Origin of the sequence: Rathayibacter sp. Leaf296 (genome assembly GCF_001423045.1) — a bacterium.
Classification (GTDB): Bacteria; Actinomycetota; Actinomycetes; order Actinomycetales; family Microbacteriaceae; genus Rathayibacter; species Rathayibacter caricis.
This window is the reverse complement of record NZ_LMNR01000001.1, coordinates 272,072-284,936: the sequence shown is the minus strand read 5'-3', so window position 1 is coordinate 284,936 and position 12,865 is coordinate 272,072. Positions and strand designations below refer to the sequence as shown.

Genomic DNA, 12,865 nt, shown 5'->3' with positions numbered 1-12,865 from the left:
GAGGTCAGACCGGCTCCGCCACCGCATCTGCACCGGTGGCCGCGCGCGGGCGGGCCGCTCCGGTGAGCAGCGACACCGCCGCGACCAGCACGAGGACCACGATCATCGCGCCGCGCAGGCCGAAGTGCTCGCCGAGGAACCCGAGCAGCGGGGGCCCGACAAGGAACGCCACGTACCCGGCGGTCGCCACCGCCGCCACGGTCGCGGTCGGGTCGTCGCTGTCGGCGGCCGAGGAGAGCGTGACGGGGAACCCGAGCGCCGCGCCCAGCCCCCACAGCGCGACCGCGACTCCGGCCATCGCCGCGCTGTCCGCGAACACCACGACCGCGATGCCGGCGGCCGAGACCAGCGCGCTCGCCCGCAGCACGGCGACGTTGCCGAAGCGGGCGAGCAGCGGACCGCCGACGAAGCGCCCGACGGTCATCGCCGCCGCGAATCCGGCGAACACGATCGTGCCGACCGTGGCGGTCGCTCCGTAGCCGTCGACCATCAGCAACGGCAGCCAGTCCATGGCCGACCCCTCGGCCAGCGCCAGGGCGAGCACGATCGCCCCGAGCGCGAGCACCCGCGGCTGCCGCCAGACCGGTCCGCCCGCGCGCACGACGGCGGGCTCCCCGGGCGCGCCCGGCACGATCTTGCCCGTGTCGGTCGGCACCGAGCGGATGACCGTGACGAGCAGCGCCGCGCTGAGCGCCGCCACCGCCAGCAGCTGCCAGAGCACGGGGAACTCGATCGCGGTCAGTCCGATGCCGGCCACCGCACCGAGGACGGTGCCGAGGCTGAAGCAGCCGTGCAGCGCGGGGAGGACCGAGCGGCCCGAGACCGCTTCGAGCGCCGCGCCCTCGAGGTTCAGCGCGATCTCGGACACGCCGATGCCGAGGCCCACGAGCGCGAGGCCGACGAAGACGCCCGGAGCCGACGAGAGGTTCGCGGCGAGACCGACGAGCGCGACTCCGCTCGTGAACGAGACGCCGCCGATCGTCACCGTGAACCGCACGCCCCTGCGCCGCACGATCGCCGCGGAGGAGAGGACGCCGGTCATCGAGCCGACCGAGAGCCCGAGCAGGACGAGTCCCATCTGCGCGGTCGAGGCGCTGAGCAGATCGCGCACGGCGGGCGTGCGGACCACCCACGACGCCATCCCGATGCCGAAGACGAGCATGAAGGCGAAGATCGCGAGGCGGCGGCGGGCGACGGAGGGGGGCATGGTTACGACCGTAGGTGCACGACAGCTGTCGGCGGAACAGGCCCGAACCACCGGTCCTCGCGTGGACCTCTCCGCTTCCGAGGCGCCGGAGGAGGCTCGACGGAGCGGTCATCGCGGATTCGCCTGCAGAACGAAGGCTGGTCACTCCGATCCGAGCGATTCCGCCCCGTTCGAGCCCCTCAGCCTTACTTCTGAGGGCGATCGGAGCCGCATCCACCACATGAACACCCCCTGTCCAGAATCCGTCGCCCGCCGCCTCCGGCCCCGGCGGCGTGCGACGCTGGAGGGTCCCCCTCCACCCCCTCCCCCGCTTGGACTCCGTTGACCGACGTCAAGACCCCCGTGTTCCCCTGGATCGGCCTGCTCACGCTGGCCGGCGCGATCTTCGTCTCGGTGACCAGCGAGTTCCTGCCGACCGGACTCATCCCCGACATGTCGCGCGACCTCGGCGTGAGCATCCCGCTGACCGGCCAGCTGGTCACGATCTTCGCGGCGACCGTCGTGGTGGCGACCACTCCGCTGACCCTCGTCACGCAGCGCTTCTCGCGGAAGAGCCTCGTGCTGGTCGCGCTGGGGGTCATCGCGGTCGCGAACGTCCTGGCCGCCCTCGCGCCGACCTTCGAGCTGCTGGTCGGCGCCCGGATCCTCGGCGGACTCGCCCACGGCCTGTTCTGGGCGGTCGTCGCCGCCTACTCCGCGCACCTCGTCGCGCCCGAGCACCTCGGCCGGGCGACCGCGATCACGGCGGGCGGCGGCTCCGCGGCCTTCGTGCTCGGCGTGCCGGTGGGCACGGCGCTCGGTCACGCGTTCGGCTGGCGGCCGACCTTCGCGATCCTCGGCGGCATCGTGCTGATCCTCGCGCTCGTCGTCATCCGCTACCTGCCCGCGGTCGAGCACATCGTCCCGGTGCGCACCGGCGAGATCCGCCTCCCCGCGCGCAAGGACCGCTCGCTGCCCCGGATCCTCGGCGTCTGCCTGGTGATCCTGCTGGTGCTGATCGGCCAGAACACCCTCTCGACCTACATCACGCCCTGGCTCGAGGAGGCGCAGTTCGCGCCCGACGCGATCCCGCTCGTGCTGTTCGCCTTCGGCGGCGCGGGAGCCGTGGGCCTCGTGCTCGCGGGCTTCGCGACCGACCGGTTCCCCCGCTCCGGATTCGTCGTGGCCGCCCTCGCGGTCCTCGCGGCTCTCGCGGGGCTGTCGTTCGCGGCGGGCTCCGGAGTGCCGGCGCTCGTGGTCGTCGCGGCGGTCGTCTGGAACATCGCGTTCGGAGGCATCCCCGCGATGCTGCAGACGCGGATGCTGCGGACCGCCTCCTTCCAGTTGCGCAGCCTCGCGGCCGCCCTGCAGACGACGGCGTTCAACATCGGCATCGGCGGCGGAGCGATCGTGGGCGGCCTGGTCATCGACGGCAGCGGCCTCGGCGCCCTGCCCTGGTTCGCCCTCGGCATCGTGGCCCTCGGGCTCGTGGTGAGCCTGCTCGTGGAGTGGCGCGCGGGCCGCGCGGCGGCTCCGGTGCAGGGTCGGGCGGAGCGCGTGAACGCGTAGCCGACGCCCGTTCAGCGTCCGCTCGCGAGGCGCCCGCTGCCCGACTGGACGCGAACCGGGGCCTGGCGGGTCGTCGCACCCCGTCCCGCGTCCACTCGTCTATCGCCCGGCACCTGGGTCGACGCGAACCGGGCCCTCGCTGGTCGTCGCACCCCGTCCCGCGTCCAGTCGAGCGCTCCGTCGAGTACGAGCGGATGCGCTCCGCTGCCGAGCACGTCGGCTCCCCCTCGCGAGGGAGGGCGCGCGGCGTCCCGCGGCGTAGCGTCGGAGGATGGCCCAGAAGACTGCCGACGCCGGACTGCCCTCATGAGTCGCACCGCGCCGACTCCTCCGCTGCACCTGCCCTACCCGGGAGCGCCCGCCGGGGAGGCGATCGCCCGGTTCTTCCGCAAGTACGCGACGTTCAGCGGGCGCGCGAGCCGCGCGGAGTACTGGTGGATCATCCTCGCCACCCTGATCGTGAACCTCCTGCTGCGGTGGGCCGACGGGTCGCTGTCGCAATACACGTTCACGACGTCGCCCTTCTCGACGGGGACGGACTTCGCGACGCCGTGGGTCACCGGGCTGTCGATCCTGATCGCCCTGGTGACGCTGATCCCCGGACTCGCGCTGATCTGGCGGCGCCTGCACGACGTGGGCCGCAGCGGCACGTGGTTCCTGATCATCCTGATCCCGATCGCGGGCTGGGTGGTGCTGATGATCTGGTTCCTGATGCCCGGCCGCGCCGAGGGCGAGCGCTTCGACTCGCCGCCGGTCGAGTAGCTGCGCAGGGCCCGCAGTCCTGGAGACGGGGGATCTCGATACGGCCCCTGCGGGGCCTACTCGATCAGCAAGGGGGGAGTGATACCCGCCCCTCCTCTGCTGGTCGAGTAGCCGTGCAGCGGCGTATCGAGACCCACGTCAGCCAGCAGTCCCGGGAAAAGGGGATCTCGATACGGCCCCCGCGGGGCCTACTCGATCAGCAGCAGCCCCTACGCGCACCAGTCGCGCGAGACGCCGTTCACGCTGCGCGAGGTGTCACCCGAGCCGAGGTCGACGAGCACCGTCGAGGTCGCGCTGAAGCCCGGCACCTCCGGGTAGTCGTCGGGCTCACCCTCGACCGACACCGCCTCGACGGCCAGGAACTGCCCGTTCGGCGAGAGGCAGATGCTCCGGATGCGGCCCGTCGGCGACGTGCGGAAGATCTCGGACGTGCCGCTCGCGTCGACCCGCACGACGGAGTACTGCGTCGCTCCGTCCTCGGGCGAGTACTCGGCCTCGAGCTCCACGTAGCTCGAGGAGTCGAGCAGCAGCAGCTGCACCGGCGACGCGGTCGCGCTCACGTCGGCGACCGGCAGCGCGAGCGTCTCGACCGAGCCGTCGGCCAGGTCGATCAGCGCGCCGCGGTCGGGGTCCGCGACCACGAGCCGGTTCGCTCCGGGGACGAAGCCGCGCAGCTCGGCGTGCTGGCCGAGCGGGCTGATCGCTCCGGGCACGAGCAGGTCGACCAGCAGCACCGTGTCGTCGACGGAGTGGGTGACCACAGAGGTGGTGCCGGGCACGACCAGCCAGTCGCGGGCGCGCAGGGGGCCGCCGTCGATCCCGGTGACCGCGACCGCCTCGGCCTTCTGGTCGGTGAGGTCGTAGGAGTAGAGCGCGCGGTCGAGCGGCCCGGTCGGCGCCTCGCCGGTGAAGGTCCAGCCCAGCACACCCTTCTCGGACGCCGCGTGCAGCTCACGCACGACGCCCGGACCGGGCAGCGGGATGACGCCCTCGTCGCCGGTGTCGAGCGCGACGGTCCGGAGGAGGTTCGTGTCGTCGGGCTCGAGGGTCGCCAGCACGAGCAGCGGACCCACCACGACGTAGTCCTGGATGCGGTCGGCGGTGGCGACGACGCGCGCCTCCCCTCCGGACAGCGGGCGCACGCGGATCGCGTCGGGCTCGGCCGGGTCGGCGGTGCGGTCGAGGGTGAAGAGGTCGGGGTCCTTCGTGGTGAAGGAGGCGGTCACGTCCGACGTCGCCCCGGTCGCGAGGCCGCGCGCGTCGTCGATCGCGATCGAGTACTCCGTCGCGTAGCGGAGGGTGTCGGCGAAGGTGACGGTGACCACTCCGTCCTCGAGCTCGACGGTGTGCTCGGCCTCGGGAGTCACGGTGACGCGCTCGAGCGCGTCGGGATCGAGGTCCTGATCGAGGTGCACGCGGGCCCGTCCGCCGTCGCGCTCGACGACCCCGTCGGCGCTGACCTCGAGCGAGGTCACGCGGGGCCCCTTGCCGATCGTCGCGGCGGTCAGCCCGCCGACGCCGAGCACCAGGGCCAGGGTCGCACCCCAGAACACGCGGGAGAAGCCGGAGGCGGCACGAGGCTCCCGGGAGCGGCGCGGGCGCGCGTCCTCGCCCCATGGGTCAGTAGACATACGGCATCGCCGGCTCGTCGATCTCGGCGACCGCCGACGGCTCGAGCACGACCGACTCGGCGCTCGTCACACTCGCGTTCGCCGCGAAGCCGCCGGACATCTCGAGCCACTGGCCCTCGGTGTAGGTGTCGGCCCAGCCCGGCTGGTACACGGGGACGCCGACCGGCTGCGCGTCGACGGCGCAGCACGTGACGACGAAGCGGGCGACGTAGAAGACGTTCTCGGGGTCGTCGGCGTCGGGGGTCACGAATCCGCTGACCGTCGCGGTCGTGCCCGCGAGGAACTGCTCGCTCGCTCCGGAGCGCAGCAGCGTGGCCCAGTCGCGCACCGAGAAGGAGGCGTAGTCGCCGGTCGGCGCGGCCACCAGGGCGGCGGAGTCGACCGCGCTCGTGTTCACCTCGCGCTGCACGGCGGTGCCCGCGGTGAGCGCGGCGGGCGGGACGACGAGCAGCGCGACTCCCGCGGCCACGATGATCGCGACCCCGCCGAGCACCGCCAGCCGCGCCCGCCACGGGTTCCCGGGCGCGTGATCGTGCAGGTGGCCGTGCGCGTCCGACTCCTCGACGCCCACCCCCTCGCTCTCGTCGGCGCCCGGCACGATCGCGAAGGCGAGCAGCAGCAGCACCGCCGCGATCACGGCGAGGATCACCGTGAACTCGAAGTAGCGCGGGTGGATGTAGAGGCCGAGCCGGCCGGTCGCCGCGAGCCAGAGCGTCGACACGACGCCGATGACGCTCAGGACCACGCCCTTCCAGCGGGTGAGGAGACGCTCAGAGCGCATAGTTGACCGCCAATCCGAGGACGGCGGAGCAGAGTCCGACCAGGACCGTCATCCGCACGAGGGTGGGCACCGAGAAGGTCGTGCGCAGCAGCGCCAGCATCTTGATGTCGATCATCGGGCCGAAGACGAGGAACGCGATGATGCCGCCGGGCAGGAACGTGGAGCCGAAGGACAGCACGAAGAAGGCGTCGACGTTCGAGCAGATCGAGATGACGAACGCGAGCACCATCAGCGCGAGCACCGACCAGAGCGGGTTGCCGCCGAGCGTGGTGAGCACGTCGCGCGAGACGCCGACCTGGATCAGCCCCGCGATCGCGGAGCCGACGAACAGCGCCGGCAGCATCGCTCCGGTCTCCTCGGCGAAGAGCAGGACGCTGCGGCGGGAACGGGCGCGGAGCGTTCCGGGGGCGCGCTCCCCCGCCTCGCAGGCCGCGCGGAAGCGGTCGGTGAGCAACGACATCGGCTCGGAGTGGCGGCTGAAGATCCAGCCGACGAGGTTCGCGATCGCGAAGCCGCCGACGATGCGCCAGACGAGGATCCCGTCCTCCCAGCCGAACGCCTGATAGGTGGTGATGATCGTGATCGGATTCACGATCGGCGCGGCGAGCAGGAACGTCATCGACTCCGAGACCGACAGGCCCTTCACGATGAGCCCGCGGGCCAGCGGCACGTTGCCGCACTCGCAGACCGGGAGGAGCACGCCGAGCAGCGAGATCACCAGGCGCCGCGGCAGGGCGCGCTTCGGCAGGATCCGCAGCAGCACCGCCTCGGGCACCCAGAGCTGCACGGCGATCGAGAGCACGATGCCCAGGAATACGAACGGCAGCGACTCGATGACGACGCTGATCGAGAGGGTGAGGAAGTCGCGCATCGCGTCCGAGAGCACGTCGCCCGCCGCGTCGGGCGAGAGCAGCCGCAGCGCGACGGCGGCGGCGACGAGGGCGAGCCCGATGCCCACGCGGCGACCGGTGCGGGACCGGGGGCGGGACGGGGCGGCGATCGACATCGCGGTCCATCGTAGGCGGGGGCGGGCGGGCTGCGGCCGCGGCCCACGGTCCGCAGTATCGGGCTCATCACCCGCACAGATGAGGCTGAGCGGAACGATCGCCCCGTCTCCGCCGCTGTCGACGCTCTCCTCCTTACTTGTGCAGGTCATACGGTTCGCAACCGAGGTCGAACGCGGCGGATCGACGTCACAACGCCGGTTCCGGCGCTCCCGACCTCGGTTGCGCACCTCGACCGCCGCTCTCCGCCCGATGACCGCCCCTCGTCCGGTGGACACCCAGCGCAAGCTGAGGTTCCGTTCAGTCTTTGACCCCCGAGCGACGGGTGAGCGGCCCTCGATCCGCGCTCCTAACCTGCGGTGCGAGAACGAGGGGCCGCCTCGATCCGCCGAGGAAGACAGGGGTCCGCCGTGCGTCTACGAGCCGTTCGAACGAGTGTCCTGGCCGCGATCGCGTCCGTCGCGACCGCGGTCGCGCTGAGCGGAGCCTCCGTCCCGACCGCGGAGGCCGCCGAGACGAGCACCCCCGCCTCCGCCGTCGCGCTCGCCGCCCCCGCGCCCGCCGACGGCTGGACCACCGTGTTCGCCGACGACTTCGACGGCGCGGCCGGCTCCCCCGCGGGCCCCGAGTGGATTCACGAGCTCGGCACCTGGGGCACCGGCGCGATCGACCGCACCACCGCCTCCACCAGCAACGTCTTCCTCGACGGCGCCGGCAACCTCGGCATCCGAGCGCTCCGCGACGCGTCGGGCGCCTGGACCTCCGGCCGCATCATCACCGCGGACAAGTCGTTCTCGGCGCCCGCCGGCGGGCAGCTGCTGATGACCGCGTCGATCCGCCAGCCGAACCCCGTGCAGGCGACCGGCTACTGGCCCGCGTTCTGGGCGCTGGGCCTCGACGAGAACGGAGCGATCGACTGGCCGCGGACCGGCGAGATCGACATCCTCGAGGCGGTCAACGGCACCTCGCAGGTCATCCAGACCTTCCACTGCGACCTCGTCGACGCCGGCGAGTGCGATGAGCCGTACGGGCTGACGAGCGGGCTGCAGGACTGCGCCGGCTGCCTGACCGAGTTCCACACCTACTCCGCGCTCATCGATCGGCGCGTCGCCGGCCAGGAGTCGCTGCAGTTCCTCGTCGACGGCGAGGTCCGCCACACCGTCGAGCAGGCCGGCCTCAGCCCCGAGGCCTGGAGCGCCGCGATCGGCAACGACTACTTCCTGATCCTCAACCTCGCGATCGGCGGCGGCCTCCCGAACGGGGTCTGCGGCTGCGACAGTGCGAGCGCACCGAAGTCCTCGGGCGGCACCATGAGCGTCGACCACGTCGCCGTCTACCGCTCCGACGCCGCGCTGAGCGCCGGCGTCCCCGTGATCACCGGGACCGCGAAGGTCGGCTCGACGCTGACCGCGCAGCCCGGCGTGTGGACTCCCGCCCCGGTCGCCCTCTCGTACCAGTGGGAGGCGAACGGCGTGCCGATCAGCGGGGCGACAGGAGCGACGTACACGGCGACCAGCGCGACCGCGGGGGCGGTCCTCACCGTCGACGTGACCGGCTCGAAGGCCGGCTTCGCGCCCGAGACCCGCACCTCCGCTCCGACGGCGCCGGTCGCCACCGGCACATTGACCGCGGCGACGCCGACGATCTCGGGGAGCGCCAGGATCGGCTCGACGCTGACGGCCAAGCCGGGCACGTGGGGTCCGTCACCCGTGACGCTGAAGTACCAGTGGCGGGCGAACGGAGTCGCGATCAGCGGAGCGACCGCCGCCACCTACAAGGTGGGGACTCTGCTGCTGGGCTCGAAGATCACGGTGTCGGTCACCGGCACGAAGACCGGCTACACGAGCACCGTGCGCACCTCGGCGGCGACCGCGGCGGTCACGCGCTGAGGCTCAGACCTCCTCGACCTCGCGGTGACGGCGCGGCACGATGCGCATGATCGCGGTGCCCGTGGCGATGAGCGCGAAGGCCGCCAGGCCGAACCACAGCGAGTTGAACCCGGTCGACGCGAGGACGCCGGCGCCGGCTCCGGCACCCAGGGCGGGCGAGAGGTTGCTGTACATGATCTGGATCTTCCTTCCGATTCACCACGCGCGCTGACGGCGGGTCAGCGCATCGAAGTAGGCCTTGGTGTGCACGATCTGCAGGAACAGATCGAGGAACAGCTCGTACATCGACGCGGCGAGCAGCATGTGCTTCCACCCGCGGTCGCGCACCGTGACGATGCGCTCGACGACGAAGATGAGGGTGATGCCGAGCCAGAACGGCTGGATCGAGAGCTGACCGAGCGCGAGGGCGTAGATCACGGTCGCGAGGTACACGTAGGTGATCACGCAGCCGGCCATCGTGAGCAGCTGACGGCCCCAGTAGGGCCAGGTCACGCGGGTGAGGCCGTACTGCACGCAGTTCTCGACGGCGCCGCGCTTCCAGCGCAGACGCTGGTGCCAGAGCTCCTTCCACGTGGGCATGACCTCGGTGACGAGGGTGCAGCCGGCGGGGCTCAGCACGTCGTAGCCGAGGTGCTTGATGGCGAAGGTGAGCTCGTTGTCCTCGGTCAGGACGGTCGTGTCGTAGATGCCGCCGCGGCCGTCGCCCGAGGGGAGGCTGCCGTCCAGGCGCGCCCGGCTGATCTCGCGGAGCATCCCGCCCTTGAGCACGGCGGCCGTGCCGGTGACGACCAGGCACTTGCCGTTCAGGCGGCGCACGTCGCGGGCGTAGCGGGCGTACTCGTTGCGCTGCAGGTGGCCGACGACGCCGCCGCCCGGGGTGCCGCGGAACACGCCGCCGACGGCGCCGATCCGCTTGATGCCCACCTTGAGGCGCGCGATCGCGAGGAAGTCGGGGTCGAGGGCGGAGTCGGCGTCCTGCACGAGGACGAGGTCGTCGTCCTCGAGCTCCAGCAGCAGGACCTCGAGGAACTGGTTCAGCGCCCCGGCCTTCTTGTCGGTGTTGCCGACGGTCGCGAAGACCTCGGCGCCCTCCTCGAGCGCGATGCGCGCGGTGCCGTCGGTGCAGTTGTCGGTGACGACGACGATCCGGTCGGGCGGGGAGGTCTGGTTCTGCAGGCCGTGGATCGCCGCGGCGATGCCGGCCTCCTCGTTGTGCGCGGGGAGGACGGCGACCAGGCGGCCGACGACGGGCGAGGCGTGGCGTCCGCCGCGGGTCTGCGACCGGCGGACGGGCTCCTCCGGCGCGGCCTTCGCACCGCGGGCGGGAGCGTCGGCGAAGCGCACGGGGAGCGGCTTCGCGTTGCCGGCGGCGACCGGGGTGAACGGGGCCGCGGCGGTCAGCGGACGGGCGGCGGGGCGCTCGGTGAGCGTCGCGGCGCGCGTCGATGTCGTGTGCGGGAAGGGCGTCCGCACAGCGGGCATCGTGCCCGCGGAGTGCACAGTCAAGGCCAGGGTCCTCGAGTCGGAGGGCGCGATCGGGGGAGGTCGCGCGCTGAGGGGGGTCGCGTGGGGGCCGCGATCGGGGGGAGGCGTTCGGGAGCGCGTTCGGGCGCGCTCACGAAACGTTCGGACGGGGACGACCGGCGATTCGGGAGCGCGTTCGGGCGCGCTCGAGGATCGTTCGGACGGGGAGAGCGGGCGCACCTGACGCGCTCGGCCGGCGATTCGGGGCGCCGGTCGAGCTGAGGAGGAGTGACCTGCCTGCTCTCGGGTGAGCGCGGTGGCGGGTAGCGGATCCGTCAGCATCGGGTTGCTTGATGGTGAAGCTACATCCTCGATCCATGCGGAATCAAGGAAATTTTCACCCCCGGTTGCGGGGGTGCAGGGGGGTTGCCGCGAGAAAGGCCTTCTGGATCGATGTTCGCCTCCTTTCTGAGACACCGTGACGCGACGAATCAGGGAAAGGGGGAAGAACGTCCGTTCTCCCTCCGATATCGACGGTGTAACCGATATCGACGGTGCTGTTCGGAGATCGGTAGGGCCTTCTCCGATAGCCGGGATCCGGAGGCAGGAAACGGGTGTGGTCACGGCGGCGGAACGTGGTCGGAAGGGCGTGAGGATCGGCGTCGACGGCAGGCGCCTCTCGATAGAGCAGAGGCGGCGCGCTGACGATGACGCGGGGGCGAAAGGCGCCGTGACCGGGATTTCCGCCTGACCGGAGGCGCGATGGACGCCTGCTCGCACCGGCGCGGAGAGCGGGGACAGCGGGAGGGACGAGCGCCGCTCGGTCGGAACGGGACAGCGCTCGGGAGAGCAGTCGCATCGAAGGAAAGGTGCCGAGTCGTCTCCCGAAGACCCTTCTCCGACCGGAGTCGATCACTTGTCCGAGAAGTCGGCTCCTCCTCGCTTCCGCGCAGCGCCCACTCCTCCGAAGTCGTCGTACTCGAGCTCGAGTACGACGATTACTGCGGACTCGCGGGACTTATTCAGGGCGAATGTCGCGCGGCGTCGGATGGACGGCGTCCGGTGCACGCTGTTCGGCGTGTCGCAGGTTCGCTTCGGCGTGTCGCGGGTTCGGGACGACCCTGCGGCGGGGGCCCGGGCCGACCCCGAGTCGCGAGCCTGAGACACCCCCCGGACTCCCGCGGCGGCGGCCGGACGGGCCGCGGTCGGATCGGAGCCGGGCTCGCTGGAGCGGAAGGACGTCCCGCGGTCGGGAGGAACGCCGCCTCGGCTTTCACCACTGCCGCTCCGAGGTGGTCGGCTTCTGCGCCCCGTGCGACGGGCTCGTTTCGGCAGGTTTCCGCCGTGTGAATGTTCGCGCGCGGAGCCGCCGCGCTGCCTCCTCCGGCGGATAGGGTCCTGCACAGGCGCCCGTCACCCGTCGACGGGGAGCGCCCGACAGCCCGCCGCTTCGCCGAGGAGTCCCGCCGTGTCCGAGTCCACGCCCCTCCACCGCCTGAGCGGTGCCTGGCGGCTGGGCACCTGGCGGCTCTCGAACTCGCGCGCGCCCGCCGCGGCCTGACCGCGGCACCGCACGCGCTCCGCTCCGCGCGTCCCTCCGCTCGGATCGCGTGAAGTTCCCGACGCCTCGACCCGTGTCGCGAGCAGCCGGATCCGCGGCATGCGCTGCCGCGTGCGCGATCACGGGGGTGCCGCCGGCGTCCTCCCGGCGAGGCCGACTCGCCGGAGGACGTTCGCGCGTCGCAGGCACGTCCGAACCGACGGGGCTCCTCCCTCGGCGTCCCTGCCCGTCATCCGCTCGCCGTCATCGCGGCCGAGACGGTCTTCCTCCGCACCCCCTCCCCTCCTCCTCCCTCCCTCCCTCAGAAAGCGAGACCTCTCATGCCCGTCCACTTCTCCGACGACCCCTGGACCCGCGTCACCTCCGTCCGCGGCTACGCCGCCGACGAGCTCATCTCGACCCTGCAGAAGTCGATCCGCCGCGGAGACACGCGGCTGGCCCTGCTCGTCGGCCGCGAGATGTACGAGTCGAGCGCCGACCTCGAGGAGATGATGTGGGCGCGCCTGAACGTCATCTCGTGCGAGGACGTCGGCGACGGCAGCTACTCCGAGCCGGTCGTCGTCAACAGCCTCTACCTCATGCACGAGCGCCTCGACCGCTCCTTCGGCGACCGCTGGCTGTTCGCGACCCACGCGATCCGCTTCCTGTCCGAGCGGACGAAGGACCGCACCTCGGACGAGCTCGCCAACCTGACCCTGCACCTCATCAACGCCTCCGAGAAGCCGTTCGAGATCCCGGAGTACGCGCTCGACGTGCACACCCGGAGGGGCCAGCTCGCCGGCCGCTCGGTCGACGACTTCTGGGGCGACGGCGGAGGGTCCGAGCTCGTCAACGAGATCGCCGGCCGCGACGGCTCGCTCAAGGAGGAGATCCTCCGCCTCCGCGCCGCCGGAGAGTGGCGGGCGTGACCGTCGCGCCGGGGCGGCCGACGGGCGGCGGCTCTCTCCGCTCGCACCGCTGACCGCCCGGCGCCGCCGTCGGCGCTCCTCCAGAAGTTGCGGGAAGCGTGACCGATCAC

At 72.1% G+C, this 12,865-nt stretch carries 10 protein-coding genes; 4 read left to right on the top strand and 6 right to left on the bottom strand.

Annotated elements, in window-relative coordinates:
• Window positions 1-4: 4 nt before the first annotated feature.
• Window positions 5-1,207 (bottom strand): MFS transporter, encoded by a 1,203-nt coding sequence (locus tag ASF46_RS01205; RefSeq protein ID WP_056866083.1) that lies wholly within the window; start codon window positions 1,205-1,207, stop codon window positions 5-7.
• Window positions 1,208-1,528: 321 nt separating this feature from the next.
• On the opposite strand from ASF46_RS01205, the gene ASF46_RS01200 reads away from it, so the two are divergent.
• Both ASF46_RS01200 and ASF46_RS01195 read left to right on the top strand, forming a co-directional pair.
• On the top strand, window positions 1,529-2,755 hold the full coding sequence (locus tag ASF46_RS01200; RefSeq protein ID WP_056866082.1) for an MFS transporter: 1,227 nt from the start codon (window positions 1,529-1,531) through the stop codon (window positions 2,753-2,755).
• 306 nt (window positions 2,756-3,061) lie between these two features.
• On the top strand, window positions 3,062-3,517 hold the full coding sequence (locus tag ASF46_RS01195) for a DUF805 domain-containing protein (RefSeq protein WP_056866081.1): 456 nt from the start codon (window positions 3,062-3,064) through the stop codon (window positions 3,515-3,517).
• A gap of 209 nt (window positions 3,518-3,726) precedes the next feature.
• On the opposite strand, the gene ASF46_RS01190 is transcribed toward ASF46_RS01195, so the two are convergent.
• From ASF46_RS01190 to ASF46_RS01180, 3 genes are read right to left on the bottom strand one after another with little or no spacing between them, the layout of a single operon-like run.
• Window positions 3,727-5,148: a hypothetical protein gene (locus ASF46_RS01190; protein ID WP_157602126.1), complete on the bottom strand. Its 1,422-nt coding sequence runs from the start codon at window positions 5,146-5,148 to the stop codon at window positions 3,727-3,729.
• On the bottom strand, window positions 5,138-5,929 hold the full coding sequence (locus tag ASF46_RS01185) for a TIGR03943 family putative permease subunit (protein WP_056866079.1): 792 nt from the start codon (window positions 5,927-5,929) through the stop codon (window positions 5,138-5,140). Before ASF46_RS01185 ends, ASF46_RS01190 begins: the two co-directional genes overlap by 11 nt.
• Window positions 5,919-6,935, bottom strand: coding sequence for a permease (locus ASF46_RS01180; protein WP_056866078.1), 1,017 nt, complete (start codon window positions 6,933-6,935; stop codon window positions 5,919-5,921). The genes ASF46_RS01185 and ASF46_RS01180 overlap by 11 nt, the downstream gene beginning before the upstream one ends.
• A gap of 408 nt (window positions 6,936-7,343) precedes the next feature.
• Between ASF46_RS01180 and ASF46_RS01175 the strand changes: the two genes are divergently transcribed.
• Window positions 7,344-8,822 carry a family 16 glycosylhydrolase gene (locus ASF46_RS01175; protein ID WP_056866077.1) on the top strand — a complete coding sequence of 493 codons (1,479 nt, stop codon included), beginning with the start codon at window positions 7,344-7,346 and terminating at the stop codon, window positions 8,820-8,822.
• 3 nt (window positions 8,823-8,825) lie between these two features.
• On the opposite strand, the gene ASF46_RS19535 is transcribed toward ASF46_RS01175, so the two are convergent.
• Both ASF46_RS19535 and ASF46_RS01170 read right to left on the bottom strand, forming a co-directional pair.
• Window positions 8,826-8,996 carry a hypothetical protein gene (locus ASF46_RS19535; protein WP_170116332.1) on the bottom strand — a complete coding sequence of 57 codons (171 nt, stop codon included), beginning with the start codon at window positions 8,994-8,996 and terminating at the stop codon, window positions 8,826-8,828.
• A gap of 21 nt (window positions 8,997-9,017) precedes the next feature.
• On the bottom strand, window positions 9,018-10,322 hold the full coding sequence (locus ASF46_RS01170) for a glycosyltransferase family 2 protein (RefSeq protein WP_235576900.1): 1,305 nt from the start codon (window positions 10,320-10,322) through the stop codon (window positions 9,018-9,020).
• 1,845 nt (window positions 10,323-12,167) lie between these two features.
• Here ASF46_RS01170 and ASF46_RS01165 point away from each other — a divergent pair.
• On the top strand, window positions 12,168-12,755 hold the full coding sequence (locus ASF46_RS01165; RefSeq protein ID WP_056866076.1) for a hypothetical protein: 588 nt from the start codon (window positions 12,168-12,170) through the stop codon (window positions 12,753-12,755).
• The last annotated feature ends 110 nt before the right edge of the window (window positions 12,756-12,865 follow it).